21 protein-coding genes are annotated in these 23,667 nt (G+C 36.3%); 7 read left to right on the top strand and 14 right to left on the bottom strand.

What is annotated here, in order from left to right:
• Nucleotides 1-111: 111 nt before the first annotated feature.
• The 4 genes from A6B44_RS00610 to pflA form a co-directional block, all read right to left on the bottom strand.
• The gene (locus A6B44_RS00610; protein ID WP_090921157.1) at nt 112-1,368 is read right to left on the bottom strand and encodes a DUF2254 domain-containing protein; all 1,257 of its coding nucleotides are present in this window, start codon (nt 1,366-1,368) and stop codon (nt 112-114) included.
• 106 nt (nt 1,369-1,474) lie between these two features.
• A complete protein-coding gene (locus tag A6B44_RS00605) occupies nt 1,475-2,200 on the bottom strand; it encodes a 1-acylglycerol-3-phosphate O-acyltransferase (RefSeq protein ID WP_090921155.1) in 726 nt (241 codons plus the stop codon).
• A 22-nt stretch (nt 2,201-2,222) separates the two neighbouring features.
• Nucleotides 2,223-3,929, bottom strand: a complete 1,707-nt coding sequence (gene proS / locus A6B44_RS00600) for a proline--tRNA ligase (protein WP_090921153.1) — start codon at nt 3,927-3,929, stop codon at nt 2,223-2,225.
• 146 nt (nt 3,930-4,075) lie between these two features.
• Complete coding sequence (gene pflA / locus A6B44_RS00595) at nt 4,076-4,816, bottom strand: pyruvate formate lyase 1-activating protein (protein WP_090921151.1); 741 nt, start codon at nt 4,814-4,816, stop codon at nt 4,076-4,078.
• Nucleotides 4,817-4,940: 124 nt separating this feature from the next.
• Here pflA and lpxH point away from each other — a divergent pair, with 124 nt between their 5' ends.
• Nucleotides 4,941-5,669: a UDP-2,3-diacylglucosamine diphosphatase gene (gene lpxH / locus A6B44_RS00590; protein WP_090921149.1), complete on the top strand. Its 729-nt coding sequence runs from the start codon at nt 4,941-4,943 to the stop codon at nt 5,667-5,669.
• A 49-nt stretch (nt 5,670-5,718) separates the two neighbouring features.
• On the opposite strand, the gene miaB is transcribed toward lpxH, so the two are convergent.
• The 10 genes from miaB to ispB all read right to left on the bottom strand — a co-directional run bounded on the left by miaB (nt 5,719) and on the right by ispB (nt 16,116).
• Complete coding sequence (gene miaB, locus A6B44_RS00585; protein ID WP_090921147.1) at nt 5,719-7,143, bottom strand: tRNA (N6-isopentenyl adenosine(37)-C2)-methylthiotransferase MiaB; 1,425 nt, start codon at nt 7,141-7,143, stop codon at nt 5,719-5,721.
• Between the two features lie 176 nt (nt 7,144-7,319).
• Nucleotides 7,320-8,183 (bottom strand): pyridoxal kinase PdxY, encoded by an 864-nt coding sequence (gene pdxY / locus A6B44_RS00580; RefSeq protein ID WP_090921145.1) that lies wholly within the window; start codon nt 8,181-8,183, stop codon nt 7,320-7,322.
• Between the two features lie 87 nt (nt 8,184-8,270).
• Nucleotides 8,271-9,221, bottom strand: a complete 951-nt coding sequence (accA, locus tag A6B44_RS00575) for an acetyl-CoA carboxylase carboxyl transferase subunit alpha (protein ID WP_090921143.1) — start codon at nt 9,219-9,221, stop codon at nt 8,271-8,273.
• A 219-nt stretch (nt 9,222-9,440) separates the two neighbouring features.
• Complete coding sequence (gene gorA / locus A6B44_RS00570; RefSeq protein WP_090921141.1) at nt 9,441-10,796, bottom strand: glutathione-disulfide reductase; 1,356 nt, start codon at nt 10,794-10,796, stop codon at nt 9,441-9,443.
• A gap of 148 nt (nt 10,797-10,944) precedes the next feature.
• Entirely contained in the window at nt 10,945-12,303 is a 1,359-nt protein-coding gene (mnmE, locus tag A6B44_RS00565) for a tRNA uridine-5-carboxymethylaminomethyl(34) synthesis GTPase MnmE (protein ID WP_090921139.1), read from the bottom strand.
• A gap of 142 nt (nt 12,304-12,445) precedes the next feature.
• The gene (locus A6B44_RS00560; protein ID WP_090921138.1) at nt 12,446-13,087 is read right to left on the bottom strand and encodes a bifunctional 4-hydroxy-2-oxoglutarate aldolase/2-dehydro-3-deoxy-phosphogluconate aldolase; all 642 of its coding nucleotides are present in this window, start codon (nt 13,085-13,087) and stop codon (nt 12,446-12,448) included.
• 40 nt (nt 13,088-13,127) lie between these two features.
• Entirely contained in the window at nt 13,128-14,090 is a 963-nt protein-coding gene (gene lipA, locus A6B44_RS00555; protein WP_090921136.1) for a lipoyl synthase, read from the bottom strand.
• 24 nt (nt 14,091-14,114) lie between these two features.
• A complete protein-coding gene (gene lipB / locus A6B44_RS00550; protein ID WP_090921134.1) occupies nt 14,115-14,768 on the bottom strand; it encodes a lipoyl(octanoyl) transferase LipB in 654 nt (217 codons plus the stop codon).
• Nucleotides 14,768-15,061 carry a DUF493 family protein YbeD gene (ybeD, locus tag A6B44_RS00545; RefSeq protein WP_090921132.1) on the bottom strand — a complete coding sequence of 98 codons (294 nt, stop codon included), beginning with the start codon at nt 15,059-15,061 and terminating at the stop codon, nt 14,768-14,770. Before ybeD ends, lipB begins: the two co-directional genes overlap by 1 nt.
• Before the next feature lie 71 nt (nt 15,062-15,132).
• A complete protein-coding gene (gene ispB / locus A6B44_RS00540; RefSeq protein ID WP_090921130.1) occupies nt 15,133-16,116 on the bottom strand; it encodes an octaprenyl diphosphate synthase in 984 nt (327 codons plus the stop codon).
• Nucleotides 16,117-16,745: 629 nt separating this feature from the next.
• Between ispB and betI the strand changes: the two genes are divergently transcribed.
• The 6 genes from betI to A6B44_RS00510 all read left to right on the top strand — a co-directional run bounded on the left by betI (nt 16,746) and on the right by A6B44_RS00510 (nt 23,667).
• Entirely contained in the window at nt 16,746-17,330 is a 585-nt protein-coding gene (gene betI, locus A6B44_RS00535) for a transcriptional regulator BetI (protein WP_090921128.1), read from the top strand.
• Nucleotides 17,327-18,790: a betaine-aldehyde dehydrogenase gene (gene betB, locus A6B44_RS00530; protein ID WP_090921126.1), complete on the top strand. Its 1,464-nt coding sequence runs from the start codon at nt 17,327-17,329 to the stop codon at nt 18,788-18,790. The genes betI and betB overlap by 4 nt, the downstream gene beginning before the upstream one ends.
• A 23-nt stretch (nt 18,791-18,813) precedes the next feature.
• Nucleotides 18,814-20,484: a choline dehydrogenase gene (gene betA, locus A6B44_RS00525; RefSeq protein WP_090921124.1), complete on the top strand. Its 1,671-nt coding sequence runs from the start codon at nt 18,814-18,816 to the stop codon at nt 20,482-20,484.
• 103 nt (nt 20,485-20,587) lie between these two features.
• Complete coding sequence (gene arsC, locus A6B44_RS00520) at nt 20,588-20,956, top strand: arsenate reductase (glutaredoxin) (protein ID WP_090921122.1); 369 nt, start codon at nt 20,588-20,590, stop codon at nt 20,954-20,956.
• Between the two features lie 2 nt (nt 20,957-20,958).
• Complete coding sequence (locus A6B44_RS00515) at nt 20,959-22,743, top strand: BCCT family transporter (RefSeq protein ID WP_090921119.1); 1,785 nt, start codon at nt 20,959-20,961, stop codon at nt 22,741-22,743.
• Nucleotides 22,744-22,875: 132 nt separating this feature from the next.
• Nucleotides 22,876-23,667 (top strand): threonine/serine exporter family protein, encoded by a 792-nt coding sequence (locus A6B44_RS00510; protein ID WP_090921117.1) that lies wholly within the window; start codon nt 22,876-22,878, stop codon nt 23,665-23,667.

Raw genomic sequence — 23,667 nt, 5'->3', positions numbered from 1 at the left:
TATAAATAATCAAAAAGTTGCTTAACCTCTTATTTTATTAGGAGTTAAGCAACTTTTATTTTTTCTCTTAGTCTTTAAAAATATTGTAAATTTTTACTAAAATGTGACCGCTTATTGACTCAGTTTATATCCAAAAAGTTGTTGATAGACGTCACTAATAAGACGTTTATCATTTTCAAAACTCAGTATTTCAATGCTACGCTGTAAAGTATTTTCTGCTTCTTTTTGTGCAGCAAGTGAAAGTTCAACAGTTGGAGCTTGATGATAAATAGTCGCAAGTGTTTTTAAAATAGCGATCCCAATATTTATATTTGTTGCCCCATCTCGTGCAATAGGAGCAATAGATTCTTCAATAAAAATACCTTCATCTAATGGAACAATACTTAAACGATCAAAATATCTGTCATCTTCTTTTTCGATGGGCCTTTCAATTAATAATTGTGCAAGAGTAGCTAAGACTGTTAATGCAGTCCCTGAATCATTAATTGCAGGAGAAAGCGCTCGTTGTGCTACTTCACTTAATACAGATAAACCAAAACTTGGATCTTGTTCAAATTTACGTTGTGAATCTACAATAAAGAAACGATTAATTTCATCAAAATCAATATCCTGAAAATGATCTCGTTGCACTAATACCATTGCTTTATTGGGCATTAACCAGTTCCCTACACGTACCATAATATGTAAAGAACAATCGTTATCTTCAGCCCAATGCTGTAACCCTGAAAGATTTATATTAATTAAATAACCAATCTTTTGAGAATAAATTGACCTTACTTGTTTTAGATCAGTAATTTTGGCGGCAGTCCCTAAATTTGGATTATTACGATAATAATGTAATGATTCTGTTGCTTTTTGTTGAATACGATCTAAGGTATTTTTCAAACGCCCTAAGCCTGAAAGAGTTTGTACCCAACGGATTAAAACTACCACTAAGTACAATAATAGAATAACAATACAACCAAATAGAATAAACAGCCCATTTGTGCCAAAAATACCAAGTCCTAGTAATATCTTCGCAATAACTGCATAAATAAAAGCAGAAAGAAAGCTAGAGATAGCGGTTCGAGTGGTACCATCGGCAATAATTAACTCTGTTGCTCGAGGTGTGGCATTACTGGCGACGGAACTAAAAGCAGCAATCATAATTGAAAGAGAGAAGGTGCTTACTGCTAGCATACTGGAGGCGATAATATTTAATAAGTCATCTACAATATCTATATTAATTTTAGGTAGAGTTTGAGCAGGTAACCAACGATCAATCCAATAAGAAGAGAAAGCAATGATTAGGGCTAATAAAGCCCCTAATGTAGGCTTAACCCATAATGTATTGCTTGGTTGCTTTAACCAAAGTAAAAAACGGTACATAATATTTATAAAATTATTTTAGAAAACCCTATCATACTCTAAATTGAACGTATAAAAAACACCCTAAAAATTATTATTACTTTCAGGGTGTAAATATAGCGATAATTTAAGCTTTTGCTTCTAATTCTGCGACTTCTTGATTAAGCACTTTAATTTTTGCATCCATTCTGTCGTGACAAAGTTGAATTAACTCTTTGATATTTTCACGAGTATAAGTAGTGGTATCAATAGGTTCTAATGTTTCACAGATGACATAACCATTATTTTTGCGGTTTAAATCTATTTTGTTATGAAGATTTGAACATACCACTGGAACAATAGGTACACCTGCCGCAACCGCAGTATGAAATGCCCCTTTTTTGAAAGGCAGTAACCCACGCCCACGACTACGGGTTCCTTCAGGAAACATCCAAATAGAAATATTGTCTTTTTTAATAATATCTGCAACCTTATTCATTGTGTTAATCGCACTTTTACGGTTTTCACGATGAATTAAAATATTCCCTGTACTCCAATAAACCAAGCCAAAAAAAGGAATCCAAACTAGACTTTTTTTACCAATACTCACTGTTTTAGGTTGCACCATTGATGCAATAGTGACCATATCATAATTATTTTGATGATTTGCAACATAAATTGCATTTTGGGTAAAATCATCTTTTGGTCGTCTTATCAATTTGATGCCCAAAAATTGATGTAACCACGCAAACTTCTGTGTAACAAAATAAACATTACTTGGATCTTTAAAATGAAATAATGAATAAATTGAACCAATAATACAAATTCCCATTGCGAGGAAAGTGACTAGAATAATTCGCAAAATTTTAAGCATAAATTAGCCCTTTGTATTGAAATTAACTAAGTTGAGACTGGATAAAATCAATAATTTGATCTTTAGCAATCATCTGTTTTTCACCTGTATGACGGCTCTTATATTCAAGCTCGCCATTTTCAAGGCTACGTTGTCCAATCACGATAGTGTGTGGTACACCGATCAATTCCATATCCGCAAACATTACACCTGGACGTTCTTTACGATCATCAAAAATCACATCAATATTCAATGCTTTTAATTGTTCATAAAGGGCTTCTGCTTCTTGTTTTACTTCATCAGATTTGTGCATATTCATTGGAATAATCGCTACGGTGAAAGGTGCAATCGCATTCGACCATTTAATACCACGCTCATCGTGATTTTGCTCAATCGCTGCAGCTACAACACGAGACACACCGATACCGTAACACCCCATAATTAAGGTTTGTGGACGTCCATCTTCACCTTGCACTGTGGCATTCATTGCTTCTGAGTATTTTGAGCCTAATTGGAAAATATGCCCTACTTCGATACCACGTTTAATCAATAATGAACCTTTACCGTCTGGGCTTGGATCACCTTCTACAACGTTACGTAAATCAGCGACTTTTGGTAACGCAACATCACGTTCCCAGTTTACATTGAAATAATGTTTACCATCAATATTTGCACCAGTAGAAAAATCACTCATCAGCTCAACACTACGATCGATAATCATAGGAATAGGCATATCAACAACACCTAATGAGCCTAAACCAGCACCAACTTTTGCTTTAATATCCGCTTCATCAGCAAATTCAAATGGCTCTGCTACTTCTGGTAATTTAATGGCTTTGATTTCATTTAAATCGTGATCACCACGTAATATCAATGCGATTAAAGGTTGCTCTTCCGTCGCCCCTTTAACAATTAACGTTTTTACCGTTTTCTCAATCGTTACATCAAATTGTTCTACCACTTCGGCAATGGTTTTTGCATTTGGGGTATCCACTAACTCCATTGCTTTAGTTGGTGCTTGCTTCTCACCTACTGCTACCGCTTCTGCTAATTCAATATTTGCGGCATAATCTGATTCTGTTGAGAATACAATATCATCTTCACCACTTTCTGCTAGTACTTGAAACTCGTGTGAGGCATTGCCTCCAATTGAACCTGTATCTGCTTGCACAGGACGGAAATCTAAACCTAAACGATTAAAAATATTGCAATATGTTTGATGCATTACATCATAAGTTTGCTGTAATGACTCAGCTGTAATGTGGAAAGAATAAGCATCTTTCATTAAAAATTCACGAGAGCGCATAATCCCAAAACGAGGACGTACTTCATCACGGAATTTAGTTTGAATTTGATATAAATTTAAAGGCAACTGTTTATATGAAGTAATTTCACGGCGCACTAAATCGGTAATCACTTCTTCGTGAGTTGGGCCTAATACAAATGGGCGATTACCACGATCTTCAAAACGTAATAATTCAGGACCATAGTCATCCCAGCGTTGTGATTCAATCCATAAATCCGCTGGCTGAACTACTGGCATAGAGACTTCTACTGCCGCTTTATTCATCTCTTCACGTACGATATTTTCTACTTTTTTTAATACACGTAATCCTGTTGGTAACCAAGTATAAAGTCCTGCGGCTAAAGGTCTGATCATTCCTGCTCGTAGCATTAACTGATGGCTAACCACTTGAGCGTCATTTGGAGTTTCTTTTAATGTTGAAAGTAAATATTGACTGGTACGCATTTTATTCCTTATTTCTCTATGTTTAATATTTAAAAATTTTGTCTATTCTAAAGAAAAAGAGGTAAGATTTCATAAAAATTTGCAAATTTCTTAAGAAATCTTACCGCTTCACCGTTTTTACACGCTATTTTCGCTATAACGATACTTTAAAATTTCACGATATGACCATATCCCTCTAAGATTTTCTGAATATGTACTAATTTTTCTTTTGGTGGAGGTTGTACATCAGCAAGTTCATACTCCTCTCCCATCGTTTCCCATTTATGCTCGCCTAAACGATGATAAGGAAGTAATTCAACTTTTTCAATATTATCCATTCCTTCAATAAATTTTCCCAAACGATGCACTGAATCATCATCATCGGTATAGCCCGGTACAACCACATAGCGAATCCACGTTTTTTGATTTTTTTGATGTAAATAACGTGCAAACTCCAAAGTTCTCTTATTAGAAACACCAATTAAATTTTTATGAATATCATTATTTAGTTGCTTTAAATCAAGTAAAACTAAATCTGTTACTTCTAACATTTCATCAACAACTTCACTATAATGTCGCACAAATCCATTGGTATCTAAACAAGTATTAATTCCCTCTTTCTTACAAGCTCGAAACCAATCTCGCACAAATTCCATTTGTAGAACAGCTTCTCCACCAGAAGCAGTTACACCACCACCTGTTGCATTCATAAAATGTTTATATGTAACCACTTCTTTCATCAATTCTTCAACAGTAATCTCTTTTCCACTATGCAAATCCCAAGTATCTCGGTTATGGCAATATTTACAACGCATTAAACAGCCTTGTAAAAATAAAATAAAACGGATACCTGGCCCATCTACAGTTCCACAAGATTCAAAAGAATGGATTCGAGCCTTTGTTGTCATTATTTTTCCTTGTTTAAATAATAGTATATGTTCCCTCTAATTTGTGCTATTTTAGCAAAAATTCGCTAGTAGCGGTATCTTTCAAAAATATTTATACACATTCGGTTTTTTGATACTATTTTATATGCATTATTACTTTATTTCAGATCTCCATTTAAGTGAGTCTCAACCAGAAATCACTCAGCATTTTTTGCAATTTTTAACGCAAAAGGCACCGCTTGCCTGTGAACTATACATTTTAGGTGATTTCTTTGACTTTTGGATTGGTGATGATGAACAATCTGATCTTATATCCACAGTAAAACAGTCGCTCAAAACCCTCACACAACAAGGCGTTAATTGCTATTTTATCTGTGGTAATCGTGATTTTTTAATTGGAAAACGCTTTGCTTTAGAAACAGGTATCACTTTATTGCCAGACTATAAACGAGTAACATTATTTGATAAACATATATTGCTTTGTCATGGTGATACTCTTTGTATCGATGATGTAAACTATCAAAATTTTCGTACAAAAGTACACAACAAATGGATTCAAGGTCTATTCCTTAAACTCCCTTTAAAACTCAGAATAGCGATTGCACAGAAAATTCGAGCAAAAAGCCGTTTAAATAAACAAGGAAAACCGATAGAAATTATGGATATAAATCCTGAGTTTACCCTTCAAATAATGCAACAATATCAAGCTGATTGGCTAATTCACGGACATACTCATAAACAAAATATTCATTTTTGCAAATTTTCAGATACATCTGACCGCTATTTTACTCGTATTGTACTCGGTGATTGGCATAAAGATAAAACTTCTATTTTAAGACTGGATGAAAATGGCTTTAGGTTTGAAGATAAATGATAACCCATAGAGACAAAGAAACACTTTATCTCTATGGTTAATTTAAAATTTAAATCGCAAATCGCACCACTCCCAAATGGTCTTCTTTACGCGTACGCTCAATTACACTCTGTGGAGATTCCACGATTCTTAACCCCATTTCCGCTTCGGTTCGAATCACTTCTCCACGCAATGAGTTGGTATAAACATCCGTGATTTTTACATCAATAAATTTACCAATCATATCTGGTGAACCTTTAAAATTCACAATACGGTTATTTTCAGTTCGTCCTGTCAGCTCTGTTGAGTCTTTTTTAGACAAACCTTCTACCAGAATACGTTGTTCAGTTCCCAGCATCATTCTACTAAATTGTGCTGCCTGCGTATTAATACGATGCTGAAGACGATATAAACGTTCTTTCTTCTCTTCCTCACTCACATCATCAGGTAAATCTGCAGCGGGTGTACCTGGACGAGGAGAATAAATAAAGCTAAAAGACATATCAAAATTAACTTGCTCAATAATTTTCATTGTATCTTCAAAGTCTTTTGCTGTTTCACCAGGAAAGCCCACAATAAAATCAGAACTAATTTGAATATCAGGACGAGCTTGACGAAGTTTACGAATAATCGCTTTAAATTCGAGAGCGGTATGATTACGCTTCATCATTGTAAGAATACGATCAGAACCACTTTGAATCGGTAAATGTAAAAAACTCACTAATTCAGGTGTATCTCGATAAACTTCAATAATATCATCACTAAACTCAATTGGGTGGCTGGTTGTAAAACGTAAACGATCGATACCATCAATGGATGCAACTAAACGTAATAATTCAGCAAAAGTACAAATTTCACCATCAAAAGTAGCGCCACGATAAGCGTTCACATTTTGTCCAAGTAAATTGACTTCACGTACACCTTGTTCAGCAAGCTGAGCAATTTCAAATAATACATCATCAACAGGGCGACTTACTTCCTCACCACGAGTATAAGGCACCACACAGAAAGAGCAGTATTTATTACAGCCCTCCATAATAGACACAAAAGCAGTAGGTCCATCTGCTCGAGGCTCTGGCAAATTATCAAATTTTTCGATTTCAGGGAAACTGATATCAATAATTGGATTACTATTTTTTCCCCGACGACCAATCATTTCAGGTAAGCGATGTAATGTTTGTGGTCCAAAAATAACATCAACAAAAGGGGCTCTTTTTCTGATATGTTCCCCTTCTTGAGAAGCAACACATCCCCCCACCCCAATAATTAAATCAGGTTTATTTTTTTTAAGATTTTTCCAACGCCCAAGCTGATGAAACACTTTTTCTTGTGCTTTTTCACGAATTGAACACGTATTTAAAAGTAATACATCTGCCTCTTCTGCATTATCTGTTAATTCCAGATCGTGTGTTTCATTTAATAGGTCTGCCATTTTTGATGAGTCATACTCATTCATTTGACAGCCCCAAGTTTTAATATGTAGTTTCTTTGCCATTGTAAAATTCTGATTAAACCATTAGTTAAAAGAAAAGCGGAGTAAGTAACTACTCACGCACAAAAGTAGGGTGTATTTTACCCTTTTGTCTATTTTATCGCTACTCTTTATTGCTAAAATAAAAACACCCCAAAAGTTGCTCTCAACATTTGGGGAGTGTTTTATTTGATGTATAACTAAGCAATTTTTACTGCTTTGTACTGACTCTTTGGATTTGTAATAAATTCACGAGCCGCAATAATTTGTAATTCATATTTACCTGATTGCTGAGTCACCGACATAACGTCATTTACTGCATTTGCCGTATGTTCAAAAGCCTCTAAATCTGATTTTCCATTAAGTAAATTTGCTAAGAAAATACCACTCGTCAAGTCACCAACCCCTACAGGATCTTTATCTTTAAAAGTATGTAATGGACGACTAATGTGCCAAATACCCTCTTGAGTTGCAAGTAACATTTCAAATTGGCTCGCATCTTTACCTACTTTACTTAAGTGTTTTACAAGCACTTTTTTCACGCCAGTTTCTTGAATTGCTTTCACTGCAGCTAATGCTTGCTCAAAATTTTCTACCTCTAAACCAGTTAATTCACGCAATTCAACAAGATTCGGAGCAATAATATCTGCTTTTACCATTGCTTCATCACGTAAAAATTCAGCCACACCATCTGCTACAATACAACCTTTATCAGGATGTCCCATTACAGGATCACAAAAATAAATAGCATTAGGATTTTTTGCCTTGATTTTCGCTACCACATCTAAAATTTGGCTTCCTTGAGAAGCTGCACCAATATAACCAGACAGTACAGCATCACATTCATTAAGGGCATCAATATTATCAATACCTTCAACAATTTCACCAATTTGCTCTTGAGGAACAACCATCCCTGTCCATTTTCCATATTGAGTATGATTAGAAAATTGAACAGTATTTAATGCCCAAGTATCTACACCAAGTGTTTGCATTGGGAAAACAGCTGCTTTGTTGCCAGCATAGCCATAAACTACATGAGATTGAATAGATAAAACATTTTTCATTATAAACTCCTTAATTGTATTGAATGATAAGCGGTCACATATCAATTAAAATTTACATTTTTTTAGTCGTTCTATTGTTGTACTTTTTTAAGCACCATAACTCATCAAGCGATTATAACGACGCTCCAAAAGTACATCTAAAGATAATACATCAAGATCCTCTAAATCAGCAAGTAAGAGCTGTTTCATATTTTGAGCCATAGTATCAAAATCTCTCTGTGCGCCACCTAAAGGCTCTTCAATAATATTATCAATCAGTTTTAATTCTTTTAATCGTGTTGCAGTCAATCCCATTGTTTCAGCGGCTGTTGATGCTTTTTCGGCATCTTTCCAAAGGATAGAAGCACAGCCTTCAGGGGAAATAACAGAATAAATAGCATATTGCAGCATATTGACTTTATCTCCTACGCCAATAGCTAAAGCACCACCAGATCCACCTTCACCGATGACCGTACAAATGACAGGCACTTTTAACCCTGACATTTCACGTAAATTATGTGCAATCGCTTCTGCCTGTCCACGTTCTTCAGCACCGACACCAGGATAAGCACCAGGTGTATCAATAAAAGTAATAACTGGCATATTAAAACGTTCCGCCAATTTCATTAAGCGTAACGCTTTACGATAACCTTCAGGTGCTGGCATACCAAAATTACGCAATACTTTTTGTTTAACACTTCTGCCTTTTTGATGTCCAATCACCATCACTGGACGACCTTCCAGACGAGCCATTCCACCAATAATGGCGTGATCCTCTGCAAAAGCACGATCTCCAGAAAGCTCTTCAAATTCTGTGAAAATCCGCTGAATATAATCCAGGGTATAAGGACGATTTGGATGACGAGCCATTTTAGTAATTTGCCAAGCATCCAAGTCAGTAAACGTTTTTTTCGTTAATTCATCACATTTTTTTTGAAGACGTTTAATTTCATCATCAAGATTAATCGTGCTGTCTGTATTTACCGTCGAACGTAAAGCATCAATTTTAGCTTCAAGTTCAGCGATAGGTAGTTCAAAATCTAAATATTCCTGTGTCATTTTATTTCCTTCATTTGAGAAATGAGCGACAAAACTCCGCTATTTTAGTATGTTTAAGCACAAAAGTGTTAAAAATTTTATTACTTTTACGACATTCATCACACAATATCTAAAAATCACGTAAATAAAAACACTCATAAAAAAATCTGTACCTCTAGTTCTAATCAACTCAGCTTTTAGGGTACAGATTATAAGTAATAAAATTTCTTGCTATAAAACTTAACGCATTGTCACAAATTCTTCCGAACCTGTTGGGTGGATTGCCACTGTGTTATCAAAATCTGCTTTTGTTGCACCCATTTTGATTGCAACCGCAAAGCCTTGAATCATCTCGTCCACACCAAAACCAATACCGTGTAAACCGACGATCTTCTCATCTTCGCCCGCACAAATCAGTTTCATTCTGCAAGGCTGACGGTGTTGGGTTACGGCGGTGTACATTGCGGTAAATGATGACGTGTAAACTTTCACGTTTTCTTCACCATATTGCTCAATCGCTTGTGGCTCGGTTAAACCGATTGTACCAATCGCTGGGTGGCTGAACACCACTGTTGGGATTAAGCTGTAATCTAAATGTTCGTTTGGTTTGTTATTGAATAAACGCTCAGATAAACGGCGTCCTGCTGCCACTGCCACAGGGGTTAATTCTACGCCACCTTCAATAATATCGCCAACCGCATAAATGCCTTCAACGTTGGTATTTTGGAATTTATCCACTTTGATAAAGCCACGAGCGTTTGTTTCCACGCCTGTTACTTCAAGATTGATTACATCTGTTGCTGGCTGACGACCGATTGCCCAAATTAAACAATCTACGGTTTGCTCACGACCATCTTCTAATTTTAAGGTCACTGAACCATCTGTATTTTTAACCACTTCTTGTGGAATTGCTTGGGTGTGTAATTGAATGCCGTCTTGGGCTAACACGTCTAATAACGTATCCACAATAAATGGGTCAAAGGTACGCAATGGTGCGTGCTTACGCACGAATAAATGTGCTTCCGCCCCTAAGCTGTTTAATACGCCTGCAAGTTCTACCGCAATATAACCTGCACCCACCACAGCCACACGTTTTGGTAATTCGGTTAATTCAAAGAAACCGTTAGAATCAATACCGTATTCCGCCCCTTTGATATTTGGATGCGTTGGACGACCACCCGTTGCAATCAAAATATGATCCGCTGTGATTTGTTCGCCGTTTACTTCAACGGTATTTTTATTCACAAATTTCGCAAAACCATTGATCACATCGATATTATTTTTTGCTAAAACATTGTTATAAGATTGATGAATACGTCCGATATAAGCTTGACGGCTTTCTATCAATTTTGAAAAATCAAAGTCTTTCAAATCAACATTAAAACCATAATCCGGTGCATAAAGTTTAATTGCCTCAGCAATTTGAGCTCCGTGCCACATCACTTTTTTCGGCACACAGCCCACGTTCACGCAAGTACCACCTAAATCTTGTGCTTCAATAATCGCACATTTTTTTCCATAGCTTGCCGCACGGTTAATTGAGGCAATACCACCACTACCACCACCGATAGCGATATAATCATAATGTTTTGTCATACTTTGTTCCTATTGTTATAAGCGGTAACATTTGAGTAAGATTTTACCAAATTTGAAATGGAAAAGAACCCTTTTGATTTGATAGTCTTTACCAATTTATAATTTAAAATCAATGAAAATTTGCAAATTTTAGTAATAATGTGACCGCTTACTTTCCAATACAAAATGAGCTAAAAATATTACCGAGTAAATCATCAGAGGTAAATTCACCCGTGATTTCACTTAATGCATTTTGAGTCATTCGTAGCTCCTCAGCCAATAATTCACCTGCATAAAATTCTGTTAATTGCGTATGTCCATTTGCTAAATGTTCTGCTGCTTTTTCAAGGGCTGTTAAATGACGACGACGTGCAATAAAGCCACCTTCCGTCGAACTTTGATAGCCCATTGATTGCTTCAAATGCTCACGTAATAGATCAATACCCACTTTGGTTTGAGCAGAAAGACGAATTAAATTAAAGTCTTCCAGTTGTTCAAAGCCTTCTTTTTCACCTGATAAATCGACTTTATTACGAATAACAGTGACAGGGATATTTTCAGGTAAACACGTTAAAAAATCTTGCCATTCGGTTTGAATATTTTCATTGCTACTTTCTGTGCTGTCGATCATCAATAAAACGTGATCAGCTTGCTCAATTTCACTCCACGCACGTTCAATACCAATACGCTCCACTTCATCACTGGCATCTCGTAGTCCTGCTGTATCAATGATATGTAAAGGCATTCCATCAATATGAATATGCTCACGTAACACATCACGGGTTGTTCCTGCAATGTTTGTTACAATAGCCGCATCTCGACCTGCAAGAGCATTCAGCAAGCTTGATTTACCTGCATTGGGACGCCCTGCAATGACGACTTTCATTCCTTCACGGATAATAGCACCTTGCTTTGCTTCTTTTCGTACATTGTCTAAACTGGCAATAATTTGATTAAGTTTATTTTCAATTTTACCGTCAGCGAGAAAATCAATTTCTTCATCAGGAAAATCAATAGCCGCTTCAACATAAGTTCGTAAATAAATGACATTATCGACTAACTGATGAATTTTATTTGAAAATTCGCCCTGTAACGATTTCAAAGCACTACGAGCCGCTTGCTCAGAGGTCGCATCAATTAAATCTGCAATGGCTTCGGCTTGGGTTAAATCTAACTTATCATTTAAAAAGGCTTGCTCAGAAAACTCCCCTGCACGTGCAATGCGTAAGCCTTTCACTTGTAAAATACGTTTTAACAGAATATCTAAAATAATCTGCCCACCGTGTCCTTGCAATTCAAGAACATCCTCACCAGTAAACGAATTTGGTGCTTTAAAAAAGAGAGCGATACCTTGATCAATAGTAGACCCATCAACATCTTTAAAAGGCAAATAATTTGCCATACGAGGCTTAAGGGATTTACCTAAGACTTCCTGTGCAACAGTTTCGGCAAGAGGTCCTGAAATGCGTAAAATTCCAACTCCGCCACGACCTATTGGGGTTGCTTGTGCAACTATGGTTTCTTTCATTGTACTTATATTTAGTTAATAGAATATTAGGGGATATGATACCTTGAAAGCGTATTATATCAAGTAGCTTATATGTGGAAGGAGAGATAAGTGATATAAAAAAGGATTACTGAGTTTAATTATTTCAGTAATCCTAACTAGTTTAAATACGCACTAATTCCATTACTTCTTTTGTTAATTGTGCAATTTTATCCCAATCCTGAGCATTAATCAGTTTTTTATCCACAAACCAAGAGCCACCACAAGCAACTACATTAGGAATGGCTAAATAATCTTGAATGTTAGTTAAACCAATTCCCCCTGTTGGCATTATTTGTAATTGTGGATAAGGTCCTAGTAATGCTTTAATCATTTTCACACCACCACTGGCTTCAGCAGGGAAAAATTTTACTGCTGTAATTCCCATTTCTAATGCCGCCTCAATAGACATTGGATTATTTATTCCTGGTGTAATCGGTAAACCAAGATCTTGGCAAAGCTTAACAATTTTTGGATTAAATCCTGGTGTCACCACAAAGTCAGCTCCAGCATTTTTAGCCTGAAATACTTGTTCTGAGGTTAATACTGTTCCTGCTGCAATTAAAATATCAGGATTATGTTTACGTAATAATTGAATCGCTTGTTCAGCAGCAGTAGAACGAAATGTAATTTCAACCACTGGTAATCCATTATCTGCTAATGTTTTTGCAAGAGGTAAAATATCTTCTGCATTATCAAGAGCAATAACTGGAACTACTTTTAATTGAGCTAATTTTTCTATAATTTGTGTTGTTGTATAAGTCATTTTTGTATCCTTAACTATTGATTACACTATTTTTACAAATTTACTTCACCACGCCACCGCTTGCTTGCAGATCAGCGTGATAAGATGAGCGAACAAAAGGGCCACAAGCTGCGTGTTCAAAGCCCATTTTTTCAGCTTTTACTCTAAAATCATCAAAATCATCTGGATGAACATAACGATCAACAGGTAAATGATGGCGACTTGGTTGTAAATATTGTCCAAGTGTTAGCATTGTCACGCCATTGTCACGCAAGTCTTCCATTACTGTGAGAATTTCTTCATTTGTTTCACCCAACCCTACCATTAGACCTGATTTAGTTGGGATATGTGGGAACATTTTTTTAAATTCTTTCAGTAATTTAAGCGACCATTCATAATTTGCACCGGGACGAATATCTTTATACAAGCGTGGTACATTTTCTAAGTTATGGTTAAATACATCGGGCGGACAATCTTTTAATTTGTCTAATGCTTTTTCGATACGTCCACGAAAATCAGGAACTAAAATTTCAATCTTAATATCAGGATTCAATTTCCGAATTTCCTTAACGCATTCTGTAAAATGTCCAGCTCCACGATCAGGTAGATCATCACGATCGACTGATGTAATAACAACATATTTTAATTTCATATCTGCAATGGTTTCTGCTAATTTTAATGGTTCTTCTTGATCCAAAGGTAATGGTTTACCATGTGCAACATCGCAGAAGGGACAACGGCGAGTACAAATTGCCCCCATTATCATAAAAGTCGCAGTGCCGTGATTAAAGCATTCGTGCAAATTAGGGCAACTCGCCTCTTCACATACTGAATGCAAACCATGACGACGCATTCCATTTTTAATACTCTCAATTTTAGCTGAACTTGCAGGAAGTTTTATTTTCATCCAACTTGGTTTTTTCAATACTTCCTGCTCGGGGTCGATATTTTTTACAGGGATAATAGAGGTTTTTGCTGCGTCACGATATTTAACCCCTCTTTCCATTTTGAAAGGTGTACCCATTCATTAAATCCTATTTTTATTTAACTATTCTTTAACAATTATGGTGCTATTGTAACCGAGAATTTGTGTAAAGTAATCTACTAATTTTGGTGACACTTTATCACAATCGGCTTTTTCCTCACTGATAAAGTCTTTTAATTGACACATTGCAAGCCCTGTATAACCACAAGGATTGATATTCTGAAAAGGAGATAAATCCATATTGATGTTTAAGGCTAAACCGTGAAACGAACAACCTTTGCGAATACGTAATCCCAAAGAGCAAATTTTCTTTTCATTGACATACACACCTGGTGCATCCGCTTTTGGATAAGCCTCAATGCCATAATCCGCCAGTGTTTTCACTACAGCCTGTTCAAGTGCAGTAACTAATTGTCGAACGTTTAATTCTCTTCCTTCAGCTTTATGGCGCTTAATATCAATGAGGATATACATTACTTGCTGTCCTAAGCCGTGATAGGTAATTTGCCCACCACGGTCAGATTGAATAACAGGAATATTGGTTGGATTGAGTAAATGCTCAGGTTTACCCGCTTGACCTTGAGTAAACACAGCGGGATGTTGCACCAGCCAGATTTCATCAGTGGTTTTCTCATCACGATTATCTGTAAACTGTTGCATTTTTTGCCACGTCTGTTGATAATCACAAATACCGAGTTTGCGAACAATAAGTTCCATTAAAGCACCATTCTTACGCCTTCAATTTTGGCAAGCTCTGTATAAAGGCTTTCTACTTGATCGATATTTTCTGCCACTATATCAATAGAAATTGAACTATAAGTGCCTTTTGAGCTTGCTTGTTCACGAGGCACGTAGTCGCCTTGAATATATTGTTGAACTACCGCAACAACATCATCTGCTAAATTAGCACGTTTCGCACCCACTACTTTAAAAGTAAAATTACAGGGAAATTCTAATAAGTCTTTTAGTTTTTGTTGTGGTAAATCTTGTAAGTTTAGGGATTTCGTCATCTTTTCCTCTTTAATAAAACACGCTTTCAAACGAAAGCGGTATGATTTTGTCTAAAATTTGCAAATTTTGCTTAATAATTTCTATCAACAGAAAGATAAGCTAAAGAAATCAATGCTTGCTTATATTCTGTTTCAGGTAAAATTTGGATTGCATCAACCGCTTTTTGAGCTTCTTCTTTCGCTCGTTGCATTGCATAATCAAGGGACTGATATTTTTGCATAATCGCCAGAATATCATTTAAGGACTCTCTTTTCCCTCCTTGTTCAATGGCCTCACGAATCAGTGCAGCTTCACTTGCATTACCTTGATGCATTGCATGAAGAAGTGGCAAGGTAGGTTTTCCTTCTGCTAAATCATCACCAATATTTTTACCTAACTTTTCAGCATTCGCACTATAATCTAAAATATCATCAATTAACTGAAACGCAGTCCCTAAATAACGCCCATAATCTTGTAACGCTTTCTCCATTTGTGGTGTTGCATTTGAGATAATGGCAGCACATTGTGTAGCTGCTTCAAAAAGACGAGCCGTTTTACCATAAATCACTTGCATATAACTTTGTTCAGTTGTATCAGGATCATTACAATTCATTAACTGTTGCACTTCGCCTTCCGCAATAACATTCGTGGCATTTGACATCACCTTTAACACGTCTAATGAATTGACACTTGTCATCATTTGGAAAGAGCGAGTATAGATAAAATCACCCACTAATACACTTGCGGCATTACCAAACAATGCATTGGCAGTTTCTTTGCCACGACGCATATCAGATTCGTCCACTACATCATCGTGTAATAAGGTTGCCGTATGCACAAATTCAATAAAAGCAGCACAAATAATATGTGCTGAGCCTTGATAATTTAAAGATTTAGCACTCAATAAAACAATTAACGGACGAATACGCTTACCACCACCACTAATAATGTAGTGACCTAACTGATTTATTAGGACGACATCAGAATTTAATTGCTCTAAAATTGCTTGGTTGACTCCTTGCATATCGTCTTTTATCAATGCTTGAATTTGCTCAAGGGAAAGTTGAGTTGTCATTATTATTCCAAGTTATACAAAAATTTGGCTAATTCTACCTTAAATTGTTCTTTCTTTAAAATAAAATCCATAATGAAGCGGTAAGATAGTGATAAAAATTTACAAAAAACACTTTTATTATAAGGTTCTTTTTCAGTGTATCGCAGACCATTTTTTACCTTAATTATTAAGTCACAAAATTATTTCACTTTTATATGAAATTTATGTTGGTATTTTGAAAAAATAGAGTATAATCCGCTTCCCTATCCGGAACGCTTCGTTCGAATAGGGACAAGTATTTATAAACCGAATTATTATGGAGTTATTCTGAACAAGGATGTTCAATAATCTCTTTAAGATATTCTCTTATTCAAAGCTTAAATAGTTTAATTTAGCATAGCATTATTACAAGAATGTTATAGCACTCTTGTTTTTGTCGTGTTGAGTTATTTCATTCCCAACTTTAATATAAATTGCAAAGACATTCGCTTACATTTTCTTTTCTATTTCACTTTTCTATGTTCCTTACTTCATATCACACACCCTTTATTTGTAAATTTTCCTTAATGTTTAAAAAATAAACTTTATTTTAATTGAACGTTCAATTAAAATACAATAAAGCATATAACTAACATAAAAAAGGATATGCTATGCCCAAAATTGGAATGTTAGAGATCAGAAAAGAGCAACTGATTCAAGCAACTTTAGTTTGCGTTGAAAAATACGGTGTCGCTGATACTACAATTATACAAATTGCACAGCAAGCAGGTCTATCTTCTGGAATAATTAGTCACTATTTTGGAGGGAAAATGGGGCTATTGTATGAAACTATGCGTGATTTAATGCGAGAATTGCAAATTTCTATTTCTCAAAAAAATAAAGCAGATCCGCAACTCACTCCTCATAGAGCCATTGAAATTATTATTGAGTGTAATTTTGATCCCAATACTGACTCCGCAAGAATGAAAGTGTGGCTCTCTTTTTGGTCTATGAGTATGCACCAAGACGATCTTAATCGTTTACAAAAAATCAATGATAGCCGCCTACATTCAAATTTATTATTCCATTTCAAACAATTATTACCTGAAAAACAAGCAAAAAATGCCGCTCGAGGATTAGCGGCATTGATTGATGGCTTATGGCTACACGGTAGTTTACGTAGCGAGGAGTTTGATCATTATCAGGCTCGATTTATCGCAAAACAATTTCTAAACAAATTATTGGAGGAACAATGAAATTTCCCACTCAACAACTTTATATCAACGGTAAATACCACAAGGCTACAAGTGGGCGAACCTTTACCACAATCAATCCAGCCACAGGCGAAACCCTAGCAGAAATTCAAGTTGCTTCAAAAGAGGATATTGATTTTGCGGTAGATTGTGCCGTTAAAGCTCAAAAAAAATGGGCAGCATTAACCGCCGTAGAGCGTGCAAGAATTTTAAATAAAGCGGTAGCTATTTTACGTGAACGTAATGATGAGTTAGCCCTTTTAGAAACCTTAGACACAGGTAAGCCTGTGAGCGAAACAATGTATGTAGATATTGTAACTGGGGCTGATGTGATTGAATATTACGCAGGCTTAGCCACTTCGATTGAAGGTACACAAATTCCACTTCGTGAAGACAGTTTTATTTACACTCGCCGTGAGCCATTGGGTGTAATTGCAAGCATTGGTGCGTGGAATTATCCGATCCAAATTGCAATGTGGAAGTTAGCCCCAGCCTTAGCCGCAGGGAATGCCGTTGTCTTTAAACCAAGTGAGGTAACCCCTCTAACCACCTTAAAATTAGCAGAAATTTTAACCGAAGCGGGTGTACCAGACGGTCTGTTTAATGTGGTAAACGGAACGGGAGCTGATATTGGCGATTTCTTAACCCAACATCCACATATTGACAAAGTCTCTTTCACTGGTGGATCTGCTACGGGTAAGAAAGTGTGTGCCAGTGCGATTACCTCTAACTTAAAAGAAGTGACGATGGAATTAGGCGGAAAATCGCCGGTGGTCATTTGTGATGATGCCGATTTAGATTTAGCAGCAGATATTGCGGTAATGGCGAACTTTTATAGTTCAGGTCAAGTTTGTACGAATGGTACTCGTGTTTTTGTTCCAGCGAAACTTAAAGCTGAATTTGAGCAAAAAGTATTAGAGCGTGTACAACGTTTTAAAATAGGCGATCCTCAAAATCCTGAAACAAACTTTGGCCCATTGGTTAGCGAACCGCATATGAACCGAGTATTAAATTATATTGAGCTTGGTAAAAAAGAAGGGGCAAAATGCTTAATTGGGGGCGAACGTGAGATGAGTTTGCCACAAGGCTACTATGTACAACCAACTGTATTTACTGATTGTACTGATGAAATGACGATTACCAAAGAAGAAATTTTTGGTCCTGTGATGAGTATTTTAAGCTATGAAACAGAACAAGAAGTGATTGAACGAGCAAATAATACGGAATATGGTTTAGCAGCAGGTGTGGTAACCAAAGACTTAAACAAAGCACACCGCATTATTCATCAGCTTGAAGCGGGCATTTGTTGGATCAACACTTGGGGCGAATCTGACGCTAAAATGCCTGTCGGTGGTTATAAACAATCAGGTATTGGACGTGAAAATGGGATCGAAACCTTAAAACATTATACCCAAACAAAATCTATTCAAGTTGAATTAGGCAGATTTGAATCTGTATTCTAATCTTAAAGAAAAAGGAGAACACAATGAGAGAATTTGATTATATTATTATCGGTGCAGGTTCAGCAGGTGGTGTATTAGCGGCTCGCTTAACCGAAGATAAAGAAACAAACGTTTTATTATTAGAAGCGGGTGGTCCAGATTATCGCTTAGACTGGCGTACACAAATGCCAGCCGCCTTAGCCTTTCCTATTCAAACTAAACAGTATAACTGGGGTTATGAAACCGATCCTGAACCATATATGAATAACCGCCGTATGCAATGTGGACGTGGTAAAGGGCTGGGTGGCTCATCGTTGATCAATGGTATGTGCTATATTCGTGGTAATGCAATGGATTACGATAATTGGGCTGAGCAAGATCCGTTATTAGCTAACTGGACATATCAGGATTGTTTACCTTATTTCAAAAAAGCAGAAACTCGTGATATTGGCGGTAATGACTATCACGGCGATTCAGGTCCTTTACACGTAACAACACCAAAGACTGGTAATAATGAGTTATTCCACGCAATGGTGGAAGCGGGTGTGCAAGCAGGCTATCCAAAAACAGAAGACTTAAATGGCTATCAACAAGAAGGTTTTGGTCCTATGGATCGTACTGTAAGTGCAAACGGTCGCCGTTGTAGTACTGCTCGTGGTTATTTATCTGATGAAGTCAGAGCAAGAGAAAATTTAGTGATTGTCACAAAAGCAACCACCGATCGTATCTTATTTGAAGGTAAAAAAGCGATTGGCGTATGCTATTTAAAAGCGGAGCAATCCATTAAAGCTTTTGCAAAAAAAGAAGTACTACTTTGCTCTGGTGCTATTGCATCGCCAACCATTTTACAACGTTCAGGGATTGGTAATGCCGAGTTATTAAAAGAGTTAGATATTCCTGTTGTTCACGAATTAAAAGGGGTAGGCGAAAACTTACAAGATCACTTAGAGCTTTATGTTCAGTTTGAATGTATAAAACCTGTAAGTATTGCACCAAGTTTAAAATTACATAATCAAGCAATGATAGGTGCTGAATGGATGTTTAAAGGCACAGGCTTAGGGGCGAGTAACCAGTTTGAAGCAGGCGGATTTATCCGTTCTGATGAACGTTTTGAATGGCCAAACTTACAATATCACTTCTTACCAATCGCTGTAAACTATGATGGTTCGAATGCGATTGAAAGTCACGGCTTCCAAGCTCACGTGGGCTCAATGCGTTCTCCTAGTCGTGGAAGAATTAGAATTAAATCAAAAGATCCACACGAATATCCAAGTATTCTGTTCAACTATATGGCAACAGAGCAAGACTGGGAAGAGTTTAGATCCGCCATTCGTATCACTCGTGATATCTTTACCCAAGATGCACTAAAACCTTATGTAGGCAAAGAGTTATCACCAGGAATTGAATGCCAAAGTGATAAACAATTAGATGACTTTATTCGTGAACACGCAGAAACCGCCTTCCATCCATCTTGTAGTAATAAAATGGGTTCAGGCGAAGATGCCGTTGTTGATAATTTTGGACGAGTACACGGCGTGGAAAGTTTGCGTGTAATTGATGCTTCAATTATGCCGATAATTACCACAGGTAACCTAAATGCGCCAACCATTATGATGGCAGAAAAAATTGCGGATCATATTCGTGGCATTGAACCATTACCACGTGCAGAAGTGCCTTATTTTAAAGCAGGGAGTTTACCACCAAAAAGTAAATAAATTTGCAAATTTTTGATGATATCTAACCGCTTAGATATTAAACTATATTTTAAAGCGGTGAGATTATTTTCATTTTTTACATATTTTAAATTAGGAAAAAATAATGAAAAAAGCAACTATTTATCACAACCCCAAATGCAGTAAGTCTCGTGGTGCATTAGCGATACTCGAAGAAAGAGGTTTTAATACTGAGGTCATTCTCTATTTAGATACTCCTCCAAACACAGATACACTTTCACAACTTTTAACTGAAATGGGAATGTCTGCACGTGATTTACTACGCACCAATGAAGAACCTTATAAAACACTTAATCTTGCAGATAAAAAACTGTCAGAACAACAACTTATTCAAGCAATGGTAGAAAATCCAGTCTTAATAAACCGCCCAATTGTACAAACAGAATTTGGTACAAAATTAGGACGACCATTAGAAAATATTGAATGTATTTTATCTAACAATGGAGATAAATAATTATGAACGACTCACTCAACAAAAATTCACAAAAAACTAACCAATCTATTGGTAGTTTTAATTCAGACAAAACCTCAGAACCTAAAGTAGAACAATTTGATACTCGAATTGATAAATTTACGTTCTTTGGTGTATTAGTCATCTTATTTTCTGTTACTCTTCCGTTAATTTTCTTCCCTGAGCAAGGTGCTTATTGGGTTGATGAAATCAAAGGTTTTGTAACAGATAAACTCGGTGGTGCTTACTTAATGTTTGGTGTACTTGCTGTTATTTTTGTTATTTATATTTCTTTCTCAGATATTGGTAACATTAAGTTAGGTAAACCAGAAGATGACATTGAATTTAAAACGAGCTCTTGGGCTGCAATGATGTTCTGTGGAGGTATTGGAGCTGGTATCCTTTATTGGGGTATTTTAGAATGGACATACTATTATCAAGGACCTCCATTTGGTATTGAAGCGGCAACCCCTGATGCGATTAAATGGGCAAGTACTTATGGATTATTCCACTGGGGACCTGTGGCTTGGGCAATTTATTTAGTTCCAGCTGTCTCTATTGCTTATTTTGCTCACGTACGAAATTCCCCTATTTTAAAAGTAAGCCAAAGTTTAATGCCATTATTGGGAGAAAAATTTGCTAAAAGTAATTGGGGACGTTTAGTCGATGTATTCTTTATTTTTGGTATGATTGGTGGTGGAGCGACTTCACTAGGTCTTGCATCTCCTATGATAACTCAAGGTTTACACGAACTCTTTAACACACCAAATAACACAACAATGCAATTGGTTGTACTCTTTGTGACTACGCTAATTTTTGCTTACAGTGCTTATCAAGGATTAAAAGGTGGAATTCAATTCCTTTCTAATATCAATTTCTATTTAGCCATTGGTTTCTTAATTTTTGTATTCTGCGTAGGACCAACCGTCTTTATGTTTGACACTGGTTTAGAAGCCTTAGGTCGCTCATTAACCAATATTATTTCAATGATGACTTGGACAGAAGCCTTTGGTGAATTTACAGAATTAGGCTTTAAAGATACTAACTTCCCTGGTGATTGGACAGTGTTCTACTGGGCGTGGTGGTTAGTATTTGCACCAACTATTGGGCTATTTATTGCCAAAATTTCAAAAGGTCGTACTATCCGTCAAATGGCAATTGGTTCAATCTTCTTTGGTTCTCTTGGTTGTTCTGTATTCTTTATGGTTTTAGGTAACTATGGTTTATATATGCACCTTTCTGGAGAATTAGATGTTATTAATGTGCTGAATACTCAAGGAGCAACAGCAACTATCTTTGCTATTTTGCATACCTTACCAATAGCTAAAGTTGCCATTGCCGTATTTACTATTTTAGCCATTATCTTTACTGCCACCACTTTTGATAGTATTTCTTACATTTTAGCATCTGTTGTACAACATGAAGTTGATGATGAGCCAAAACGTTGGAATAGACTATTTTGGGCATTCACTCTGTGCTTTATGCCAGCAACCTTAATGCTTATCGGCGATTTAAGTACCTTACAAACAGCCTCTATTTTTGCGGGTGCACCACTATTAGTGATAATGTCATTAATTATGCTTTCAACAATTAAAGCGGCAAAATACGATTTATATTATCAACCTGATTATTCATTAAGTACTATTCATATTGAAGAAGTGCCAGATATTGCCCCTTGGGAAGAGGGAGAAACATCAGAGGCTCCTGAAGGTTCAGTTCACGCTCAAGAAGCGGAATATGAAGAAATTCGTCATCAGCTTGAATTAGAAGAATTGGAAGAAGACAAGTAAAACTAATCGTTAATGAGATTATCATAAGCAGTCAAATTTTGTAATTTTTTTACGAAATTTGACTGCTTTTTTATTGTATAAAAATTCATTACTCATTAAAATTCTCACCAGTTTATTTTGTGGGAGAAATTTATGGAAAAGATACTTTCTGAAGGAGAAATTCAACGGCAACGAGAGATTACTCGATTATGTATCAAAACTGCTCTTTTACTACTTCAACACGGTGCTGAAAGTACCTTAGTTGTTCAAATGGCAACAAGACTTGGAGTCGCTCTTGGCGTTGATAGTGTAGAATGTGCGTTAACAACCAATGCGATTATGCTAACTACTTTATATAATGAGAACTGTATCACTACCGTACGTCGTAATGTTGATAGAGGAATCAATATGCACGTGGTTACTGAAGTACAACATATTGTAATTACTGCAGAGCATAAAATTTTCGATATTTATCAAGTTCGTCGAAATTTAGAGAGAGTCAAACCTTTTAAATACAATCGTTATTTAGTTGTGGTAATGGTAGGGCTATCTTGTGCTTGCTTCTCACATTTAGCAGGAGGAGATTGGGCTATTTTTGGTATTACTTTTATCGCCTCATCTATTGCAATGTTTGTGCGTCAACAGCTTGCAATGAGGCATTATAACCCTTTTATTGTTTTTGCTCTGACTGCATTTATTGGCTCTATGATTTCAGGACTCGCTTTACAATATCAAATCGGTAATACCCCTGAAATTGCACTCGCATCCAGTGTATTACTACTCGTTCCTGGTTTTCCATTAATTAATGCATTAGCAGACATTCTCAAAGGTTACATTAATATGGGAATTGGACGTTGGAGTTTAGCAACCGTACTGACCTTTGGTGCTTGTATTGGCATCGTCTTTGCTTTAAATGTTTTACATATTAGTGGTTGGGGGCAATAA

It is taken from the genome of Pasteurella skyensis (assembly GCF_013377295.1).
Lineage (GTDB): Bacteria > Pseudomonadota > Gammaproteobacteria > Enterobacterales > Pasteurellaceae > Phocoenobacter > Phocoenobacter skyensis.
The sequence above is the reverse complement of the archived record's forward strand: the minus strand, read 5'-3'. Positions and strand labels throughout refer to the sequence as shown.

What these genes read in the sequence shown, in the direction of transcription:
- pflA (WP_090921151.1), bottom strand. Translation starts at nt 4,816, where the DNA reads ATGACAACAAAGGCTCGAATCCATTCTTTTGAATCTTGTGGAACTGTA.
- betI (WP_090921128.1), top strand. Translation starts at nt 16,746, where the DNA reads ATGCCCAAAATTGGAATGTTAGAGATCAGAAAAGAGCAACTGATTCAA.
- accA (WP_090921143.1), bottom strand. Translation starts at nt 9,221, where the DNA reads ATGACACAGGAATATTTAGATTTTGAACTACCTATCGCTGAACTTGAA.
- betB (WP_090921126.1), top strand. Translation starts at nt 17,327, where the DNA reads ATGAAATTTCCCACTCAACAACTTTATATCAACGGTAAATACCACAAG.
- gorA (WP_090921141.1), bottom strand. Translation starts at nt 10,796, where the DNA reads ATGACAAAACATTATGATTATATCGCTATCGGTGGTGGTAGTGGTGGT.
- mnmE (WP_090921139.1), bottom strand. Translation starts at nt 12,303, where the DNA reads ATGAAAGAAACCATAGTTGCACAAGCAACCCCAATAGGTCGTGGCGGA.
- pdxY (WP_090921145.1), bottom strand. Translation starts at nt 8,183, where the DNA reads ATGAAAAATGTTTTATCTATTCAATCTCATGTAGTTTATGGCTATGCT.
- A6B44_RS00610 (WP_090921157.1), bottom strand. Translation starts at nt 1,368, where the DNA reads ATGTACCGTTTTTTACTTTGGTTAAAGCAACCAAGCAATACATTATGG.
- proS (WP_090921153.1), bottom strand. Translation starts at nt 3,929, where the DNA reads ATGCGTACCAGTCAATATTTACTTTCAACATTAAAAGAAACTCCAAAT.
- lipA (WP_090921136.1), bottom strand. Translation starts at nt 14,090, where the DNA reads ATGGGTACACCTTTCAAAATGGAAAGAGGGGTTAAATATCGTGACGCA.
- arsC (WP_090921122.1), top strand. Translation starts at nt 20,588, where the DNA reads ATGAAAAAAGCAACTATTTATCACAACCCCAAATGCAGTAAGTCTCGT.
- A6B44_RS00605 (WP_090921155.1), bottom strand. Translation starts at nt 2,200, where the DNA reads ATGCTTAAAATTTTGCGAATTATTCTAGTCACTTTCCTCGCAATGGGA.
- ispB (WP_090921130.1), bottom strand. Translation starts at nt 16,116, where the DNA reads ATGACAACTCAACTTTCCCTTGAGCAAATTCAAGCATTGATAAAAGAC.
- A6B44_RS00510 (WP_090921117.1), top strand. Translation starts at nt 22,876, where the DNA reads ATGGAAAAGATACTTTCTGAAGGAGAAATTCAACGGCAACGAGAGATT.
- lipB (WP_090921134.1), bottom strand. Translation starts at nt 14,768, where the DNA reads ATGGAACTTATTGTTCGCAAACTCGGTATTTGTGATTATCAACAGACG.
- A6B44_RS00560 (WP_090921138.1), bottom strand. Translation starts at nt 13,087, where the DNA reads ATGACTTATACAACAACACAAATTATAGAAAAATTAGCTCAATTAAAA.
- A6B44_RS00515 (WP_090921119.1), top strand. Translation starts at nt 20,959, where the DNA reads ATGAACGACTCACTCAACAAAAATTCACAAAAAACTAACCAATCTATT.
- lpxH (WP_090921149.1), top strand. Translation starts at nt 4,941, where the DNA reads ATGCATTATTACTTTATTTCAGATCTCCATTTAAGTGAGTCTCAACCA.
- betA (WP_090921124.1), top strand. Translation starts at nt 18,814, where the DNA reads ATGAGAGAATTTGATTATATTATTATCGGTGCAGGTTCAGCAGGTGGT.
- ybeD (WP_090921132.1), bottom strand. Translation starts at nt 15,061, where the DNA reads ATGACGAAATCCCTAAACTTACAAGATTTACCACAACAAAAACTAAAA.
- miaB (WP_090921147.1), bottom strand. Translation starts at nt 7,143, where the DNA reads ATGGCAAAGAAACTACATATTAAAACTTGGGGCTGTCAAATGAATGAG.